The 19,593-nt window shown below is 42.9% G+C and carries 17 protein-coding genes; 7 read left to right on the top strand and 10 right to left on the bottom strand.

The genetic code is table 11. The features are described 5' to 3' along the window. Nucleotides 1-31 precede the first annotated feature (31 nt). The 3 genes from AAFF35_RS23510 to AAFF35_RS23500 form a co-directional block, all read right to left on the bottom strand. Nucleotides 32-2,875: a TonB-dependent receptor gene (locus AAFF35_RS23510; RefSeq protein ID WP_342329005.1), complete on the bottom strand. Its 2,844-nt coding sequence runs from the start codon at nt 2,873-2,875 to the stop codon at nt 32-34. Between the two features lie 217 nt (nt 2,876-3,092). After that, entirely contained in the window at nt 3,093-4,751 is a 1,659-nt protein-coding gene (locus AAFF35_RS23505) for an RICIN domain-containing protein (RefSeq protein WP_342329004.1), read from the bottom strand. 317 nt (nt 4,752-5,068) lie between these two features. After that, a complete protein-coding gene (locus AAFF35_RS23500; protein ID WP_342329003.1) occupies nt 5,069-5,860 on the bottom strand; it encodes a class I SAM-dependent methyltransferase in 792 nt (263 codons plus the stop codon). A gap of 96 nt (nt 5,861-5,956) precedes the next feature. Between AAFF35_RS23500 and AAFF35_RS23495 the strand changes: the two genes are divergently transcribed. After that, a complete protein-coding gene (locus AAFF35_RS23495) occupies nt 5,957-6,346 on the top strand; it encodes a VOC family protein (RefSeq protein WP_342329002.1) in 390 nt (129 codons plus the stop codon). Here the strand turns inward: AAFF35_RS23495 and AAFF35_RS23490 are convergent. Further along, entirely contained in the window at nt 6,339-7,211 is an 873-nt protein-coding gene (locus tag AAFF35_RS23490; protein ID WP_342329001.1) for a pyridoxal-phosphate dependent enzyme, read from the bottom strand. The genes AAFF35_RS23495 and AAFF35_RS23490 overlap by 8 nt on opposite strands. A 352-nt stretch (nt 7,212-7,563) precedes the next feature. Here AAFF35_RS23490 and AAFF35_RS23485 point away from each other — a divergent pair, with 352 nt between their 5' ends. Both AAFF35_RS23485 and AAFF35_RS23480 read left to right on the top strand, forming a co-directional pair. Continuing rightward, entirely contained in the window at nt 7,564-8,595 is a 1,032-nt protein-coding gene (locus AAFF35_RS23485; RefSeq protein WP_342329000.1) for an RluA family pseudouridine synthase, read from the top strand. Next, nucleotides 8,596-9,441 carry an aminotransferase class IV gene (locus AAFF35_RS23480; RefSeq protein WP_342328999.1) on the top strand — a complete coding sequence of 282 codons (846 nt, stop codon included), beginning with the start codon at nt 8,596-8,598 and terminating at the stop codon, nt 9,439-9,441. Here AAFF35_RS23480 and fmt read toward each other — a convergent pair. Continuing rightward, entirely contained in the window at nt 9,409-10,329 is a 921-nt protein-coding gene (fmt, locus tag AAFF35_RS23475; RefSeq protein WP_342333374.1) for a methionyl-tRNA formyltransferase, read from the bottom strand. The two genes, AAFF35_RS23480 and fmt, sit on opposite strands and share 33 nt — an antisense overlap. A 60-nt stretch (nt 10,330-10,389) precedes the next feature. On the opposite strand from fmt, the gene AAFF35_RS23470 reads away from it, so the two are divergent. Further along, complete coding sequence (locus AAFF35_RS23470; RefSeq protein WP_342328998.1) at nt 10,390-11,451, top strand: DNA topoisomerase IB; 1,062 nt, start codon at nt 10,390-10,392, stop codon at nt 11,449-11,451. A 28-nt stretch (nt 11,452-11,479) separates the two neighbouring features. Here AAFF35_RS23470 and AAFF35_RS23465 read toward each other — a convergent pair whose 3' ends face one another. Both AAFF35_RS23465 and AAFF35_RS23460 read right to left on the bottom strand, forming a co-directional pair. Further along, entirely contained in the window at nt 11,480-11,692 is a 213-nt protein-coding gene (locus AAFF35_RS23465; RefSeq protein ID WP_342328997.1) for a hypothetical protein, read from the bottom strand. 12 nt (nt 11,693-11,704) lie between these two features. Continuing rightward, nucleotides 11,705-12,976, bottom strand: coding sequence for a DUF1343 domain-containing protein (locus AAFF35_RS23460; RefSeq protein ID WP_342328996.1), 1,272 nt, complete (start codon nt 12,974-12,976; stop codon nt 11,705-11,707). An 81-nt stretch (nt 12,977-13,057) separates the two neighbouring features. Between AAFF35_RS23460 and AAFF35_RS23455 the strand changes: the two genes are divergently transcribed. The 3 genes from AAFF35_RS23455 to AAFF35_RS23445 are packed head-to-tail and all read left to right on the top strand — an operon-like array spanning nt 13,058 to nt 17,780. Continuing rightward, the gene (locus AAFF35_RS23455) at nt 13,058-14,278 is read left to right on the top strand and encodes an FtsX-like permease family protein (RefSeq protein WP_342328995.1); all 1,221 of its coding nucleotides are present in this window, start codon (nt 13,058-13,060) and stop codon (nt 14,276-14,278) included. A 24-nt stretch (nt 14,279-14,302) separates the two neighbouring features. After that, entirely contained in the window at nt 14,303-16,033 is a 1,731-nt protein-coding gene (locus tag AAFF35_RS23450; RefSeq protein WP_342328994.1) for an ABC transporter ATP-binding protein, read from the top strand. Continuing rightward, on the top strand, nt 16,023-17,780 hold the full coding sequence (locus AAFF35_RS23445) for an ABC transporter ATP-binding protein (protein ID WP_342328993.1): 1,758 nt from the start codon (nt 16,023-16,025) through the stop codon (nt 17,778-17,780). The genes AAFF35_RS23450 and AAFF35_RS23445 overlap by 11 nt, the downstream gene beginning before the upstream one ends. Here the strand turns inward: AAFF35_RS23445 and AAFF35_RS23440 are convergent. The 3 genes from AAFF35_RS23440 to AAFF35_RS23430 are packed head-to-tail and all read right to left on the bottom strand — an operon-like array spanning nt 17,777 to nt 19,532. Next, a complete protein-coding gene (locus AAFF35_RS23440; protein ID WP_342328992.1) occupies nt 17,777-18,223 on the bottom strand; it encodes a DUF2059 domain-containing protein in 447 nt (148 codons plus the stop codon). The genes AAFF35_RS23445 and AAFF35_RS23440 overlap by 4 nt on opposite strands. A gap of 1 nt (nt 18,224) precedes the next feature. Further along, nucleotides 18,225-18,767, bottom strand: a complete 543-nt coding sequence (locus AAFF35_RS23435; protein ID WP_342328991.1) for a YfiT family bacillithiol transferase — start codon at nt 18,765-18,767, stop codon at nt 18,225-18,227. A gap of 6 nt (nt 18,768-18,773) precedes the next feature. Then, the gene (locus tag AAFF35_RS23430; protein ID WP_342328990.1) at nt 18,774-19,532 is read right to left on the bottom strand and encodes a DUF2071 domain-containing protein; all 759 of its coding nucleotides are present in this window, start codon (nt 19,530-19,532) and stop codon (nt 18,774-18,776) included. Nucleotides 19,533-19,593: the final 61 nt, after the last annotated feature.

Raw genomic sequence — 19,593 nt, 5'->3', positions numbered from 1 at the left:
ATTTATATCAACAGACTGAGGACAGTCTTTATTAAAATCCAATATTTAAACTAAATGCGTAAGTACGGGGCGCAGGAACGGTGGTCCAGTCGGACGACAGGTAACCAATTCCTCTGGTTCTTTTGCTTCCTCCCTGAGAATCGATCTGAGGTTCAGCACCACCATAATTACTGCTGAGCCAAAGGTTATTTCCAGTCACAGAAACTACGCAACGTTTCAGTATACCATTACTTTGTTTCTTTGCCCATGAACCCAGGTCGTAAGAAAGGGTTAAATTGCTCAACCTCAGGAAATCTGCTTTCTGAATATAATCACCTCTTGTTCCTTCGTATTTAGACAATTGCGTCGCAGTGGCGATATAATCCGGGGTACCTGGAGTTTGCGTGGCCAGTTGTTCTTTCAGACTTTCTTTAGCTTTAAAGTTTGTCCCCTGGCTAGCTACGTTACGGTGTGAAATGTTGTACACTTTAGCGCCTTTTGAATAGGTAAATAACGATTGCAGACGTAGGTTTTCAAATAACTGAAGACCAAATCCGAATGACCCGTTATAAGTAGGGAAGGGCTTACCCAATTCTTTTAAAGCACTTTCCTTAGCACCGCTATATTCCCCTTTTGCATTGAAGAGAGGACCTTCAGAAACATTAGAATAAAAAGCAAAAGCAGGCAATCCTTCACGGATCAGGTTCACCGTATTCAGGATGTCCCTGCCGCCGGAGTTGACCACTTCGTTAGATTGATGGTTGAAGATGGCAAAGATATCAAGGCTATGTTTTTTATTGCTGCTGGTAAATACACGGCCATTATAAGTTACTTCAATTCCTCTTCCCCTGATCTTTCCAATGTTCTCCGGATAATCGCCGCTTAAGCTGGAAGGCCAACCTAGAGAGGGTAATAGCGTGGTATACACGATGGCGTCACGGGTTTGTTGTTCATAATAGGTAAAGCCGAAGCGCTGGCCAAACAGACTGATGTCGGTTCCCATTTCCAATTCTCCCGTTCTTTCCGGTCTGATGTCAGGATTTCCTTTTCTCAAAGGTCTAACCAGGGTGCCAAAAGAAGAGCCTTCCACTAGGTAAGCCGTTTGGGCATCGTTAGGATAAGGCAGGCGACCGGATTCTCCATAAGCTGCCCTGAACTTCCATTCCTCCACTTTACCTTTAAGGAAAGGCATGTCGGCCACATTATAGGCAACACTAACGGTGGGGTACCAGATATTGGCCACATTGGCACCAATCATATTGGATACATCTCTTCTAAGTCCGGCGTTGATGAATAATTTGTTATCGTAATTCAGGAAAGCTTCTCCATATAAACCATGAGTACGTTTTTCATAATCCGTATCTGTTACGGTCAGGATCTCCGCTGCTGAAGCGATGTTGCTGATACCAGGTACCGCAAAGTTCTTTACACTGATTCCGTTCACCCGTTCTGTAGCGCTGGTCAGCTGGGAAAGCACGCTTAAATTTAATTGCCATTTCGGACTGAACACAAAGTTTTTGGATACTTTAAAGTCCCAGTTCATATTCTGATTGCGGCGGGTACTTACTTGTTTCGCTCCCGTGTTGTTGGTGCCTTGCAGGTAACCGTAAGGAAGGTAGTTTAAACCTTCAATGTGGTTTAAGTCCAATCCGACAAGCGTTTCCATCTTGATTTCAAATGGCAGGGTATAACCCAATCTTACACTTCCGGTAAAACGGTCATTGTCGTATTGTTTTTGAATGGCTCTCCAGGTTTCTTCCGAAATAAAAGGCCATGGGGTACGATCTCTCATTAAGTTCCAGATTGCATCATCACGTCCGGAAGCCGATTGAGGAATGCTGAGCTTTCCTTTCACATAACCCGCAGTAACAGACAGTTTAAAACGGTCTTTTACCAGGTCGTAGCCCGTACGGAAAGTCTGCCTGTTGTCCTGGTTCCCCGGAACGATACCTGCATTTTTATTGGTATTTGCAGAGAAGAAAATGCTGTTGCTCTGGTCTAACTGGGCAGTTAAATTGGCATACAATTGTTGCTCCGATCCTTTTCTGAAGAAATCATTCAAAGGATCATTGTTGACAAACTGATCGTACTTTTTAGCCAGTTCACTGAAACCGGCAGTATATTTTACATTTACGGCAATTCCTTTTTGTCCGCTTAATCCGCGTTTGGTCTGAATAATAACCACCCCATTTGCAGCTTCTGCACCATAAGAGGCAGCAGCTGCAGGGCCTTTGATGACATCGATAGAAGCGATATCGTTTAAAGGCAGGTCATTTAATGCACTCATGGCCTCCTGCGAAGAGTTGACATCGGCAGTATTGCTGTTGTTGTAGCGCACACCATCGATAAAGATCAGTGGATCACGTTCCATACTGAAAGTTGCCGCAGAGCGGATGTCAAAGCGGATGGGCATTCCTACTTTACCATTGGTATTGAAAACCTGTGCACCACTGATTCTTCCATTCACGATATCGGCAAGGGAAGAAGGGTTACTTGTTGCGGCAACGGCTGCGGCATCAATATGGTCTACGTTTGTACCTATTGCTTTTTTACTTCTTGAATTTGCTAAACTGGCAGTCACCATAACCTCATTTAAAGCAAGACCGGATTCTAGATAAATGACCAATTGCTGTCCATCTTTGCTCTGGTACTGCTTTTGGAAGGTTTGATAACCGACCATTTTAACGATCATGGTTTCTCCGGATTGAATCTGGATACTGAATTGTCCTTTTTCATCCGCCATCACTCCTTTTCCCGGACGTTCTTTGATGGCAATGCTTGCCCCGATAATGCGCTCGCCTGTATGCTTATCGTATATGGTTCCTTTGATCAGTTGCGCATGTGCAGCAGTGCAAAGGAACATGAAGAATCCTAAAATGGTAAAAAATCTATGCATATGTTTATTCTAATTGTTCGCGGAAACGATGCCGTCCTCAGTAGATTTAGACATCTATTTAGTTTAAGTCTAAATAATATTAATCGGCCGCAAAGGTAAGAATTCTTATAAAAAAGTCAAGAGTGATCTGAAATAGATGGATGTAAATGAAAAAACCACCTTGCAGCTATAAACAAGGTGGTTTTTTGAAGGAATAGCTTCCTTATTTTTTACAATGTTATTGGGGTTCTAATAACCATTGTTGATTTGGAGATCCGGATGCGCCATTAATGGAGTATAATGTGATTTTAGTGCCGGAAGTGCTGCTGCTGCCCGGATTGTCCAGTACATAATGGCTTGACATATTACTTTGAATCACATATTGATTGGCACCCGAGGAAACGAGGTTCCATTGCTGGTTAACCGCATTACTTATTGTGTACTGAATGACGTTTGCACCTATGGTTTGTGTTCCTCCTGAAATGTCAATGGCCTTGTTGCTATTTGCGTTGACGATCACATAAGCTGTTCCCTGTGCGGTAAATTTCCATTTCTGGCCATTTCCGGTACTGCTGGTTGCTTGTACAAGAAAAGCGCTATTGGCAGTACTGTTGTTTTCCAGTGCCAGATAAAGCCCGCTGGAAACGTTCTTTATTTTGTACCAGGTTGTTCCGGAGATGCCTGAAGTTACAGGAATGGTGATTGGGCTTGAGCTTTGGTTAAAGATGTCTGTGATCGTAATTCTTACCGAATAGGTTCCGGTTCCCAATGTGCTGGAAATGCTGGCAGATCTCTTTTGAGGCAGTACTTCGTTAATGGTGCTTACCACGCCGCCTGTAGGATTCAGCAATTCTACTTTTGAAGAGAACTGAGGGCTTTTAGCCGGATTGTTTGTCCAGTTTACAGTAACGGTGTTTCCGCTGCTTGTTGCGGTGGCAGACTGAACTTCTGCGATGGTCAGCAGGGGAGCGGCGCCTTGATTGGTTTGCTCGGGGAGTGTCAGTGTACGTCCGGTTCCAAAGTCGGCACTGGGTTGTACCGTACCGCCATGTTCCATGAAATAGGCATCTTCGGTAGCGTCATATCCGGAATTAAAGGCCCGGTCATAGATGCCGTTTCGACCCTGGTCACCATCATTGGCACTGAAACTTCTGCTGCTGTGTTTTTGCCAGGTATTGGCGGTATTCAGGTTCCAGCAATCTTTAAAGAATGCTTTTCGGATAAAGCGGCCATCATAGGCGGCATTGCTCCCTGTCCAGTTTTCCAGGAAGGCATCATTACCTGATCCGAGGAAAGTAGTCCGTTCCGGAACGGACAATGTGGAGGTATGAAACCAGTTTCCGGTAGTCATGTTCTGAATAAAGGTGCCGATGTACAGTTTCCCGTTCAGTTTCCAGGCCCGGAGGGCAATGTTGTACCAGGTATTGAGTGTCCACTGGTATGGATTGATGGTCTTATAGCCATCTCCCTCCCCACCAAACCTGCTGCTGATGGTTCCTGGTGCGGTGTAAGCGACTTCCGAAAAGATACCTCCCGCAGTATTGGGATCCCATAAAGAGGAGATCAGGATGTTCGGGGTTCCAAAAGAATTGTCTGGCGTTTGCTGCAGACCTGCATAACCACCTGAATAATTGTGCACAGAGAAATATTCCGCATTGGCCGATTGCGTAATTTTTATCTTGTGTAATTTAACAATCGCATCCGAAGGAAAATTAAAGTAGATGTGCTCGGAGGGGGCTGCATTTTCTGTGCCCGCCAGGGCAGCACTTGTAGCACTGAGTTCGGCACGTTGTTTCTCCGGATTTTCGGGAATCAGGGATTTGTGACAAGCGGAAAGTGCCGCGCAGAGCAAGAGCATGGCCATTACAGGCCAGGAAAAAAATCGGGTTGATTTCATGTCTTTGTTGGTTTAAGAGTTTAGGTTATACTGAAGTTCCCTAAAAAGCATGGTAATGTAATGCTCCTCCTTTACGCAAACGATTGTGTAGCTCAAAACAGCTGAATTTATCCACTCAGCAGTTAAATTCATTTTTTTTAAATACCATAAAATGAGTGGTTTATGGCTTTGTCTGGCGGTTGTCTGTTTGGTTTTTACTTCTGCGTTTTAAAAAAGTGGCCTGAGGATAGTTTCTGTGGTTTTTTGTCATCAATTGTCTGTAATGCAAACGTTTGTGTTGAACTTTGGAGCTTTGCCCGTTTTGCTGAGGAAATTTTTTAAACCCCGGCTGTTTTAGATAACACAATAAAAAGATAATCGCCCATGCGGTCGTCAAACCTGTCCCGAACAATATTGATCTTTTGTGATTTGATATCCCGTTCCAGCAATTCCAAGCCGGAAGAAATTTCATCGGCCTGGGCCAGATCTGAGAAAGAAGAGATTCCTTTTCTGATTTCCGGATCAAGGTACATTTCCGGTTTTCGCTTTCCTGAATAGAGGAACAGGTCTTCAAGTTCAGCGGCGACGAAGTATTTCTCCGTTCGGGTGATTTCAAAGCCTGCATCGGTCCCGTATTCCCAGATCTTTGAAAAAGAGGGCATTTGATTCATCGCGCTGCTCATCATCTTTGGAAAATAATGATGTAACCAGTAATTGCGCATCTGCTCGGAAGTGGAAGTAAATATAACGAGGTTTGAGCCTGCTTTGAGGACCCTGTATAACTCTTTTAAAGCTTTAGCCAGATCAAGCCAATGGTGGATGGTTAAAGTGGCTATGGCGCCGTCAAACATCGCATCAGGGAAGTCTATTTTTTCTGCATATCCTTTTTTCCAGATAACGGGACTAACATTTTCTTCTGCAATTTTCAGCATTTGATCAGAAGGATCTGTCCCAAACATCTGTAAACCGGTTGCTGCCAGTTCCAGGGTGTAGTTTCCCGTTCCACAGCCAACATCAAGGATTTTATCATTTTTTTTATTGCCGGTCAGTGCAGAGAGGCGTTCGGTGATCAATGGGTCTGCAGTTCTGGTGGTATTGTAGGTTTGTCCGGTTTGATGGTATAAATCCATAGGTTAAGCTCAGGTTCTTGAAGGCTAATTTAATAAACGTCGGATGTAATTTTCTTATTATATTTAAGGATATTTCATTTATTAAAATTTACGGATATGACTTTTAAAAATGCAGTAAGCTGGTTTGAAATACCGGCAGTTGACCTTAACAGGGCTCAAAAGTTTTATGAAGCGATCTTTGAAATTCAAATGATTCCTATGGATTCTCCCGGTTACGAAATGCGGATGTTTCCCCTTGAAAATATGATGGAAGATATCGGAGGGGCATTGGTGAAATGTGAAGGCTTTCATGTTCCTTCATCAGATAGGGGAACGTTGGTTTATCTGAATGCAAATCCTGATGTACAGCTGGTTTTAGATAGAATCGAAATGGCAGGCGGCAAAATTATCGCTCCTAAAACAGAAATTTCACCGGAGTACGGCTTTATGGGTGTTTTTCTGGATACGGAAGGAAACAGGGTGGCTTTGCATTCTGCACCTATTTAAATTTCTCCTTCATCCCAAGGATGCCGAGTAAGCCGCCGGTATGAAGGGCAACGATTTTATCTTCCTTTTTAAAGTAATTCTTTGCGGAAAGGTCTTCAATTGCATAGAGCATCTTTGCGGTGTATACCGGATCTATTAAAATGCCCTGGCTGCTTACAAAATTTTTAATGAAGTCGATGAGGACGGGTTGGGTCTTTGCATAACCTCCGAAATGGTAATCCGTATGGAGGAGGAGTTGATCGGTATTGCCCAGATATTTAAAAATTTCTTCTTCAATAAAGCTTCCTCCTTTCAGTGCGGGAACCACATGAAGAATTGTTTTTAATCCTTGTTGTTGTATTCCTTTCAATAATCCGGCCGCAGTAGTCCCTGTTCCGGCGGCGCAGAATAGATGGTCAATATCCCCCGGAAGTTCTGCAATGATCTCCGCACAACCTTGCACCGCTTCGGCACTTGCGCCTCCTTCATCGATAAAGAGGGCATTGGGATCATCACCGAAATGTTCTTGAAACAATTGAGTCTTGTCTTTGTAACTTGTCCTGTCGGTAAAGATCAGGTTCATTCCGAAAAGCCTGCAAAGCAGGAGCATTTCATTTTCTACTGTTTCTCCCCGTACAAAAGCGGATGACTTTAATCCTGCTTTGGAAGCAGCTGCAGCAGTGGCGACAAGATGGTTGGAATAAGCACCTCCAAAAGTAACCAGGTGGTGTTTCTGTGTGTTAAAAGCTTTCGATATCAGATATTTAAGCTTACGCCATTTATTTCCAGAGATATAAGGATCAATTAAATCATCCCTTTTCATCCAGAATTGTGGAAGAACAGAATGATTTAATTGTTGAAGCGGGCTATAAATATCTGTAAACATGTTTACAAATATAGAAGCCTTTTCCTAAGGTGGTAAATTAAGGCTTAAAATAGATTTTCCTTAGTAAATAAGGGAAAAAATTTAAGATGATTTTAACGTTTTGAGTAAAGTTTTTCATAATCCTGGAATTAAAATTTAACAATTCTGATTCGTCGAGACCTTTGCTACCCGCTGTATTATAAGCCTAAGCCCTGAAGAATTCACAAAAATTATAATTTGTTAATGGAATACGGGATTAACAAAAAGCAGACCAATTTATTTTTTTTCAATTATGTAATTGTTAAAGATTAGTTTTGCATAATGGAACGGCCCTATAACGGGGCATCCTCAATCATAAACAGAGATGCATTTCATGGAAAATAGCAACAGCGTGCAGGAATTAGAAGAGCAGGATTTATACGAACATTTTAATATTGTTGTTGATAAAGGACAGTCTTTGTTAAGAATAGACAAATTTTTAATGGGACGCATGGAGAATGCTTCCCGCAATCGTATTCAGAATGCTATTGATGCCGGAAATGTGTTGGTTAATCAAGGCACTGTTAAAGCGAGCTATAAGGTAAAACCTGCGGATGAGATCTCTATCGTCTTCCCGCATCCGCCAAGAGATACGGAAGTTTACCCTGAAAATATCCCTTTGGATATTGTATATGAAGATGACGATCTGTTGGTAGTCAATAAACCAGCGGGCATGGTCGTACATCCTGGATTTAACAATTATACGGGGACATTGGTGAACGCGCTGGCCTACCATTTTGAAAAATTACCACAATTACCGGGAAATGAAGGCAGGCCTGGCCTGGTTCACCGGATTGATAAAGATACTTCGGGTTTGTTACTGATCAGTAAGAACGAGATCACAATGACCAAACTGGCGAAACAGTTTTTTGACCATACCATTACCCGTAAATATATTGCCATGGCCTGGGGAGATGTGCTGGAAGACGGTACGGTTACGGGCTATATCGGAAGAAGTGCCAAGAACAGGATTGTGATGGATGTATATGACGACGAAGAAAAAGGTAAGTGGTCGGTAACACATTATTCGGTATTAGAGCGTTTAGGATATGTAACCCTAATCAGTTGTCAGCTGGAAACGGGCCGGACACACCAAATCAGAGCACATATGCAGCATATTGGACACCCTTTATTTAACGATGCCAATTACGGCGGAGATAAAATATTAAAAGGAACAACCTTCAACAAATACAAACAGTTCGTTCAAAACTGTTTTCAAATGTTGCCACGTCAGGCATTACATGCACAGACTTTAGGTTTTATCCACCCGACTACTAAAGAGTATATGGAATTTGAGGCACCTTTACCTGCTGATTTTGATTCGGTATTAAATAAATGGAGAAACTACATCGTTGAGCCGTCGTAAATGCAACAGGAATATATTTTACATAATGATGAGTTTGTAGCGGCAAACCATCCTGTGATCGGGGTGCAGAACCGTGCATTCAGATATGGTGATGGCTTGTTTGAATCCATGCGCATGGACAATGGGAAACTAAAGTTTGCAGAGCAGCACGCCGATCGCCTCAGGGCAGGAATGAAGGCTTTGAAAATGGATGGCAGTAACCTGATGGACGAATATTTTCTGAAGCAGAAAACTGCGGAGCTTAGCAAAAAGAATAAGTTGAAGGACCATATCCGTTTCCGTCTTTCTGTATACAGAGCGGGAGAAGGCCTATATACCCCTGAAAGCAATAAATCAGGGTATGTCCTGGAAGCAACTCCTCTTGCTCAGCCTACCTATGAAATGAATAAGAAAGGGCTGATCGTAGATGTTTACGATGAAATCACGAAACCCGTGAACAAGCTCTCCAACTACAAAACCACCAATTCTTTATTGTATGTGATGGCGGGTTTGTATAAAAAGCAGCACAATCTGGACGAGGCTTTTATTTTAAACCAGCATGGCTTTCTATGTGAAAGCATCAGTTCCAATGTCTTTGTAGTTTACGATAAGCAGATTTATACCCCTGCTTTATCCGAAGGTTGTGTTGCGGGGGTGATGCGGAGTGTGGTAATGAATATGGCCAAGAGCAATGACATCCCGCTTATTGAAGCGCAGATAAATCCTGAAGTGCTTAAAGAAGCAGAAGAGGTTTTTATCACGAATGCAACAGGCGGGATCAGATGGGTGATGGGCTATGGAAGGAAACGTTATTTTAACGAGATCTCCAAAGACCTAAGCGCCAGACTCAATGCGATAACCTCTTAGGAACTCCTCCGTCGACATGCGTTTTTTACCTTCGTACTGAAGGTCTGTCAGCTTAATGAAACCGTCTTTTGCAGCGAATTTAAGAAAGGTTTTTCCATCCGACAGGAACCCTCCAGGGGAGATGCCGGTTTCTTTTTCTTCCAGCTCTGCGCGGAATACTTTCAGTGTTTTGTCGTTGAGCCTGGTAAAGGCAGTGGGATAAGGACTCAAGCCGCGGATCATATTGTAAATCGTTCTCGCCGGTTGGTTCCAGTCAATCAGACAATTTTCTTTAAATATCTTGGGTGCATGTTTCAGTTCTTCATGCTGAGGCTGTGGCTGCTCTTCATAATTTCCTTCCTCAATTGCTTTTACAGTCTTCACCAATAGTTCCGCACCCACATTCATCAGCTGATCATGGAGCTCACCAGCGGTTTCTGTATCGCCGATAGGCACACTGGCAGAGAAGATCACATCGCCGGTATCTATTTCATGTTTCAGGAAAAAGGTGGTTACTCCGGATTCCTTTTCTCCGTTGATGATGGCATGGTTAATTGGGGCTGCTCCACGATATTGTGGCAATAGAGAGCCATGAAGGTTGATCGTTCCTTTTGCAGGCATATTCCAGACCACTTCCGGTAACATGCGGAAGGCAACGACTACCTGTAAATCAGCATTTAAGGCCTTTAATTCAGTAATAAACTCCGGATCTTTTAGCTTTAGGGGTTGCAATACTTTTATTCCTTTTGCTACAGCATATTGTTTTACGGCACTTTCCTGAAGCTTCTGACCTCTTCCGGCAGGCTTGTCGGCCGCCGTAACGACACCAACCACATCAAATCCAGCTTCCACCAAAGCGCTTAAAGAAGCTACTGCAAAATCGGGAGTACCCATAAAAACTAATCTCATCATCCGTTGTTTTAGATAACAAAATAACTAAAAATTTCACGCATATTTTATGCAAAGTATATGGTGGAGACACTCGAAGAACTCAAATCAAGCGGATTGGTTTATGTAACAGACAGCAAGCCTGGGATATACAGGAAGGGAAAGCCAGGAGATTTTCATTACGAAGATAAAGATGGAAATCCGGTGAAAGACGAAAACGAACTGAACAGGATAGCAGCACTGGTACTTCCTCCGGCATGGACAAAGGTCTGGATCTCTCCCAGGAAGAATGGTTATCTGCAGGCTACCGGAGTCGATCTCGCAGGAAGGAAACAATACCGTTATCATGCGGAATGGACTTCCAGACGCTCGGACAGCAAATATTTCCGACTGCTGGATTTTGGAAAAGCCTTACCCAAAGCAAGAGCGAGGATTGCAAAGGACCTGAGACGCAAAAAATTTGATGAGTTAAAGGTCCTCGCGATCTGTGTGCAGTTTATGCAGAAAACCTTAATCAGGATTGGCAATGAATCCTACAAACAGTTATACGGAAGTTATGGACTGAGTACGCTGCGGAATAAACATGTGAAGATCAATGGAGATCATTTGCTGCTTAGTTTTGTCGGCAAAAAGGGAGTTCAGCAGGACTTGAGTCTGAACGACAAAACCCTGGCTGCCTTGTTGAGGAAATGTAAGGAAATCCCCGGACAGGACTTGTTTCAATATTATACCGATGGAACAGAACGCAGGGCGATAGATTCGGGGATGATCAACAATTACATCAAAGAGATCACTGGAGGAGATTTTAGTGCTAAGGACTTTCGAACCTGGGGAGGAACATTGGAGGCCTTGCGACAACTGGCGGTCTGTGAAGCAACGGCCATAGAAGAGAAACCAAAGAAAAAGATGATTGTTGAAGTGCTGGATTGTGTAGCGGCAAGACTTGGGAATACCCGTGCGGTATGTAAAAGTTCTTATGTGTATCCGATGTTGCTGGATGCTTTTGAACAGGGGAAACTCACAAAGTACCTGAAGAAAATAGATCCTGGTCAGGCAGATACTTTAGCGGGAATAAAAAACGATGAAAAGGTACTGATGTCGTTTTTGCGCGCGGTACAGAAAAAAGCGGTACAGAAAAAATAGAGGCCCTGAAATTATTTCAGGGCCTTGATTATGCTTTTGGTGCGTTTTTTATCGGATGTACTGGTTGTTCTCCCTGTTCTCTTTCTTTAGCCGGATGCTTAAAATCGGCTTCTTCTTTCCGATAGTCCTTATCTTCCGGTTTCTTTACTGCCTTATCTCCGGCAGGAACCTTATCCTTCGGGATTTCTTCCAGGTAATTGCTACCGGGTTTTCCGCTTTTCTTTTTGGGCTCGCTGTTCATCGGGATCCTTTTTTAAGGATACAACAAATACTGCTGACGCATTGTTTTATACTTCGTTAATCCGGGCTCCCAGCTGGCCCTGATTTCTTTTTCTGATTTCCCGGCAATGATTTGTTGTTTCAGGCTATAATCTCCCGACAGCTTGTCGAAATTTCCCATCTGAGCGCTGAGTTTAAAGTTGAAGAAATCTGCTTTATTGGGATAAGCATTGTACAGTTCAATCAGCCAGTTTAAATTCAGTGCTTTATCTTTTCGGATCTTAGCCACATCATAAGTTCTCAGGTCCATGCCATAACATACTTTGTTTTGATGTAAAGGTGTTTCTGCCATTCCCTTGATGCTTTTAGGGGTAAAGCTGAAATTGTATTTTCCTTTTAATGCAGGAGCGCCTAAAATGGTAAATGGAAATTGGGTACCTCTTCCCTGGCTCAGATAAGTCCCCTCAAAAAGACATAAAGTAGGGTAAAGTAAAATAGATTGCTGGGTATTCAGGTTCGGTGATGGTTTCACCGGAAGGTCATATGGAAGGTCGTGGTTGTAATTTTCTACGGTAATGATCTTGATTTTACATTTTACTTTGTTCTTCAACCAGCCTTCGCCATTGAGCATCTGTGCGTATTCTCCAACGGTTAATCCATGAACAATCGGAATGGCTTGCAGGCCTATTCCGGAAACGAGTTTCGGATCAAGAATGGGCCCATCGATATAGAATCCGTTAGGATTGGGACGGTCAAGGATCAGTACTTCTTTATTTTCTGCCGCGCAAGCTTCCATCACATGTTGCAGGGTATTGATATAGGTGTAAAAACGAACACCCACATCCTGAATGTCAAAGATCATCAGGTCTACATCTGCGAGGTCTTCTTTGGTAGGTGTGGAGTGTTTTCCGTAAAGAGAAACCGCTTTTATGCCTGTTTTTGTATCTATGGCATCGTTCACATGAATTCCCGCACTGGCATTGCCACGGAAACCGTGTTCCGGACCAAAGATCTTTACAATATTTACCCCCAGTTTCAACAGGCTGTCTACTGAAGTTTCATTTCCGATAACAGAAGTTGGATTGACCACCATTCCAATGCGTTTGCCTTTCAGATAGGGAAGGTATCTTTCTGTCTGCTCAGCTCCGGTACGGATAGGGTTTTCCTGCAGTTCCACAGTCTTGGTACTGGCTACCGTAGAATGGGGTACTGTAGGTTTTATTTTAACCGGTGTACTGGAAGCGCAAGCCTGAAGACTAAAAGTAAGAAATGCAGCCTGGAAGATATAGGTAAGTGATTGTCTCATTGGGGAACCTTTTTTTATAATTATAACTTTAAATCAAAATCAATTGAGCATTTTTGCTAAGTTACCATTTATAGCAAAAGATTGAATACAGAATATTTCATAGCAAGGCGGATAGCCATTAAATCTGAGCGTACTTTTTCCAAGCTGATCGTTCGCATTGCGATAGCGGGCGTAATGCTCAGCTTAGCGGTAATGATTTTGTCGGTCGCTATTATTAATGGCTTTAAAACAGAGATTCAGGAAAAGGTGAGGGGCTATATCGGAGATGTGCGCATCTATAAGTTCGACCTGAATAATTCCTTTGAGCTTACACCCTTTGTTCCGGAGGCAGAGACCATTAACAACCTGAAAAAAAATAAGGATATAGTTTACTTTCAGCCTTATGCGACAAAGCCTGCAATTATTTCGGTGAACGACGAAGTAGAGGGCATTAATTTTAAAGGGATCGACAAGAGTTTCAACTGGAAGTATATTTCCGAACATTTGGTGAGCGGAAGGGTAATCAGTTTTACCGATAGCGCATCGGCGATGAAGGAAATTATGATCTCTCAATTTACTGCAAACCGGCTGAAATTGAAGACAGGAGACTCTTTTATCATGAATTTCGTGCAGAACCCACCCCGAAGCAGGAAGTTTAAAATCGTAGGTATATATAGTGTTGGTGTAGAGGAAATTGATAAAGGTTTTGTTTTAGGAGACCTGAATGTGATCCGCAGGTTAAACAACTGGGCGCCAAATGAGATCGGAGGAATAGAAATCCGGATTAAGGATTTTTCGAAACTCAAGCCTGTTTCACTGGACATCTATACCAACCTTGAAGTGAACCTTAAATCAGAATCAGTTTCTGAATTTTTCCCCGCGATTTTTACCTGGTTATCCTTACTGGATGTCAATACCAGGGTGTTGCTCATCTTAATGATGATTGTAGGGGTGATCAATATGATTACTGCCCTGCTGATCATGATTTTAGAACGTACCAATATGATTGGAATGCTGAAGGCATTCGGGATGACAGATTTTAGCGTGATGAAGATTTTTCTTTACAATGCGATTTATCTGGTAGGGATAGGATTGTTGCTGGGGAATATTTTAGGACTTGGTTTAGGCTTCCTGCAGCAATACACACACTTGTTTAAGCTGGATCAGGGATCTTATTATTTATCTTATGTCCCTATAGAAATTCATTTTTCAGAAGTATTAATACTTAATGTCTGTACGGTGGTCATCTGTTTTATGGTATTGATCCTGCCTTCTATGTTGGTTAGTAAAATCTCACCACTCAAAGCGATCAGATTTAAATAGCAGATTATAACAACCCATCAGGATATGAAAACAACCAAAGCAGAGAAGAAGTCGAGTGTTTTTAGTCTGCTAAAGCCTTATCGGGGAATGATCTTTTTGTTGATATTCCTGGCGCTGCTGAGCAATGGTGTGAATCTGCTGCTCCCTAAAATTATAGCGAACAGCATTGACGCGTATACGGCAGGAACCTTTGAGATCCGGGCAGTATTCATTGAATTCGGGATTGCCATTCTTTTTATTTTCCTGTTTACTTACCTTCAGAGTTTGGTACAGACTTATGCTTCAGAACGGGTGGCAAGAGACCTGAGAACCCGGCTTTCCGATCAGATTTCCCGTCAGAGTCATGCTTATATTGAAAAGGCCAATCCTTCAAAGTTACTGACTAACCTGACTACAGATGTTGATGCAATCAAATCTTTTGTCTCACAAGCCATTGTCTCCATCGCCTCTTCTATATTTCTTATTGTTGGTGCCAGTATCCTGTTGCTCAGCCTGAACTGGAAACTTGCTTTGGCAGTCATTGCGATTGTTCCCATCATCGGGACTTCTTTTTACCTCGTCCTCAGTAAAGTGAAGCCATTGTTTAAAAAGAGCAGGGAGGTGATCGACTGGCTCAATAAAGTCATCAGTGAAAGTATCCTTGGCGCGGCATTGATCAGGGTGATCAATTCGCAACAGCTGGAATATGATAAATTCCTGTCGGCGAATACTCAGGCCAGGAACCTGGGCCTGTCTATTCTTAAGTTATTTGCAGGGCTGATCCCACTGATCATCTTTGTGGCCAATATGGCCGGACTGACAATACTTGCCCTTGGTGGTCATTTTGTGATTCAGGGAACGATGAGTCTGGGCGAATTCGCCGCTTTTAACAGTTATCTGAGTTTGCTGATCTTTCCGATTCTGGTGATCGGTTTCATGAGCAACGTAATTGCCCAGGCCACGACTTCTTATCAGCGGATTGAAGGCGTATTGAATATTGCAGAAAGCCCTGCGGATGGCAGCATCAATGTCGCACTAAGAGGGGAACTGGAACTGAAAGATGTTTCGGTCTCTTACGGACAGAAACCTGCACTGAAAAACATTTCCTTTGCTTTAAAAGCAGGATCTAAAACGGCCATTATTGGCCCGACAGCAGCAGGGAAGTCACAATTGCTGTACATCCTCACCGGATTGATCGATCCGGAATCCGGTGAAGTATTGTTTGACGGACATGACATCAACAGTTATAACCAGGAAGCCTTTCACCAGCAGGTAGGCTTCGTTTTTCAGGATAGCATCATCTTTAACATGAGCATCCGGGAAAACATCGCATTTAGCGATACTGTGACCGATCAGTCGCTGGAAAAGGCAATTGAGACGGCTGAGCTGAACGATTTTGTGGCAGGGCTTCCCGATCAGCTGAATACGGTTGTTTCTGAACGTGGTTCGAACCTTTCCGGTGGCCAAAAGCAGCGAATTATGCTGGCAAGGGCTTTGGCCTTAAATCCTAAGGTTTTGCTTTTGGATGATTTTACTTCCCGCGTAGACCACAATACCGAAAAGAGGATCTTAGAAAATGTTCAGCGAAATTATCCGGGCATCACCTTACTTTCTGTAACTCAGAAAATTGTGTCTGTAGCACATTATGATAAAGTTATTGTATTGATGCAGGGCGAGATCGTTGCTCAGGGAACACATACAGAGCTGATGAAAAGCAGTCCTGAATATGTTCAGATTTATTCTTCACAACAGAGCACCAGCAATTATGAATTATAATCTTAATCAGGAAAGTACCACGCAGGAAAAGCGATCTACTTATCAGGCGCTGAAAAAGCTGATACAACTGATCAGTAATGAGCGGAGAAATTTATGGATTGCTTCAGGAACGATCCTTTTAAACTCTGGATTGTTGTTGTTGGGCCCCTTATTAATCGGGCATACGATCGATGCATATGTGCGTACCAAGCAGTATCCCGGTGTATTGAAGTTTTCAGGAATCTTGCTGGTCATGTATATGATCGCTTTCTGCACGGGATACCTGCAAACAAAACTGATGGGGGGAGTAGGGCAGCGAATGCTGTATACCTTGAGAAATGCCATCTTTAATAAGCTGCAGGAATTGCCGGTTGCTTTTTTTAATGAAAACAAAGCTGGTGATCTGATTTCCAGAGTAAATAGTGATACCGATAAAATTAACCAGTTTTTCTCTCAGTCGCTGATGCAGTTTATCGGAAGTATTGTAACGATGACGGGCGCTGGTATTTTTTTATTGCTGATCAATTTTGAGCTTGGGGCAGTTGCGCTGGTACCAGCAGTACTGATTCTGCTTTTTACTGCGGTGGTTTCCCCATGGGTAAAAAGAAGAAATGCAGCCAATTTAAAAAGTGTAGGGGGGATGAGTGCAGAGATTCAGGAAAGCCTGAATAACTTTAAAGTGATCATTGCTTTTAACAGAAGGGATTATTTTAGAAAACGATTTGATGAGGCCAACCAGAATAATTACCGTACCGCAATAGGCGCCGGACTGGCCAACAATATTTTAATGCCGGTGTATGGTTTGCTTTCCAGCATGGCGCAATTGATTGTATTACTGTTTGGAATCTACCTGATTTCTACCGGTAAATTTACGATCGGCTTATTGGTGAGTTACTTATCGTACGCGACTAACTTTTACAATCCATTAAGGCAACTTGCTGCATTATGGGCTAGCTTTCAGGTGGCCATGGCAAGTTGGGACAGGGTCTCACAGATTCTATCCATGGAAAATGATTTGCCTCAGCTGAAAGATACGGTTGAAACCTCCAACTCATTATTGGAATTCCGAAACGTACATTTCTCCTACGCTGAGGGACAGGAAATCCTGCACCATATCAATTTCAGTCTGGAAAAGGGAAAAACATACGCATTGATTGGTCCTACGGGAGGCGGAAAAACAACCACAGCTTCGCTGATTGCCAGGTTGTATGATGCGACGAAAGGAACGGTGTTGCTGAGCGGCAAAGACATTCGCTCCTATACGGATGAAGAGAGAAGTGATAAGATCGGGTTTATTTTGCAGGAACCTTTTCTGTTTAGCGGAACGGTGAAAGACAATATTTTATACGGTAATGCCAAGTATAAGGATTATTCGAATGCGCAATTGGAAGAGGTGATCAAAGCGGCAGATCTGGAAGCCTTACTTGCCATATTTGACGAAGGCCTGGAAACACCCGTTACCTCAGGATCTGATAACATCAGCCTCGGACAAAAGCAATTGATCGCCTTTATGAGGGCGGTATTGCGCAATCCGGAATTGTTAATCCTGGATGAAGCGACGGCAAACATCGATACGATCACAGAACAATTGCTGGGCATGATCTTAAAAAAGTTATCTAAGGATACCACCCTGGTGATCATCGCACACCGCTTAAATACCATAGAGAATGCGGATGAAATCTTTTTTGTGAATTCCGGGGAAGTGATCAGGGCAGGTACGCTTGATCATGCAATGGATATGCTGCTTAAAGGAAAAAGGAAGAGCTAATAGCCCTCCTCCTGTAGGTTTTTTTTGAATTGCTCTGCCAATCTTATGCCCCATTGCTGGCCTACCTGCATGGATTCCTGCATAATGAGTGGTGTTTTTTCTGAAAACCTCTTGCCTGCAGGACTCTGATAGAAAGCGATAACGGCTTTCAGGTCGGGCAGGCTAATGTGTTTCTGATAAATTGGAACTAACATTTCCAATAGTTCTTCCTGGGAAGCATCGAGAAAGGACTTTTCAAACTGTGTCCATACTTCAGCCGGAATCTGAGATTTTTGCTCTTTAAGCATCTTAAAAGTCTGTATAATAACGACTTTATAGCTTTCTGTAGCACCGGAAATGTTCATCATTTCCTGAAGAGCATTTTTGTAAACAGAATTGTCCTGGCCAAAGGAAAATGTTGCAGCGGCTAAGATTAAAGTAATTGTGATGATGATTCTTTTCATATTAAGTCCAGTTATTTCTCTTTTTTAACTCGGTAATGTGTGCCAGGTGATGCTCCCCATGCCAGGCATAGATACTTGTGTTTTCATTTAGCAAGACTTTATTCCCATGTGCCGGATGAATAAAACTGCGTTCCAGGTCGGAAGGAGAAAGGCTGCGGAGCAATTGTTCCCAGCGGGCATGTAATCCTTCAAGCAAAGCCAGGCTGGGAGCTATCTCCATCGTTTTGCTGTCTGCGAGTTCTGCCCATATTTCCTCATGGTAAGGTTTGATTATCGGATTGTCTTCCGTTAAGGCCAATTTAAAACGAATTAAGGCATTCATATGGCTATCTGCACAATGATGTACTACTTGCCTTATAGTCCAGCCATCCGGTCTGTATGGGCTGTCCAGCTGTTCGTCATTCAGGTGGATGACCTCCTTTTTAAGCTTTGCCGGGAAAGCCGCAATCGTTGAGATGTAATGCTCCATCAATTCCGGTGTAATGAATGCTGGCTTTTCATGTTTCCCTATCGGGAATTTAAGTTTTTCAAGTGTTATTGACATCGGGTTTTATCTTTTAATTTCTTGTCGGCCCCAGGCCAGTACTTTTACACCAGGGGAATAACGGATCAGGTCTGGCGCAAGGTCGGTAAAACGGAGACCGTTTATCTGATAGTTTATCGTATTTTTTTTTAATTCCATCTCCGCAATCTGCCATTCCAGGTGATGGATTTCATACCTGTATAGTTTTTGCCCCTGATTAAGGTAAAGGCAATATCTTTCTGAAAGCCATAGATCAAGCTTACTTTTTGACTGGAGAAAAACCTTTACTTCAAATTCGATGTCCAGGTTAAAGCCTTTTATCACATTGCTGGAAAGATAGGTGTTTTTACTGCGCTGCATCGTTGCTTTCTCATAAGGAAGACCCGATAGCTGTTTTGCAATCCATACCGACAAATGTTTTTGTCCTTCTATATTCAGGAAATAGACGCCCGGTTTGCCTTCCGTTACCACATATGTCCTCAGGTTAATTTCATGGAAATCCGAGATGAAAGCTACAGGAGGAAGTCCTGCCGGACTGATCTTTTCCATGGTAAAGGGAACCAGGGAGATCCAGGCCTCATTTTCAAAAAGGTCCAGTTCCAATCCTGCCGGAATCAGAGGCTTTAATAGCGCGGCGGGAACTTTCCAATGAAAGAACAATACCTCATTCCATTCCTGGTAATATTGCCATTTTCCTTCAGGAAGAGGCCAGGGCCGGTGACTGCTTTCCGCTAACAAGGCATTAAGATCGACGGAACGGTAACCGGAAAACCAATTTTTGATCATTTAAACAGCTTTTACATGCAATTAATAAGACAATTTGAAAAGCCTACAGACCTCAATTAAA

It is taken from the genome of Pedobacter sp. FW305-3-2-15-E-R2A2, assembly GCF_038446955.1.
In the GTDB taxonomy this organism is placed as follows: Bacteria; Bacteroidota; Bacteroidia; order Sphingobacteriales; family Sphingobacteriaceae; genus Pedobacter.
The sequence above is the reverse complement of the archived record's forward strand: the minus strand, read 5'-3'. Positions and strand labels throughout refer to the sequence as shown.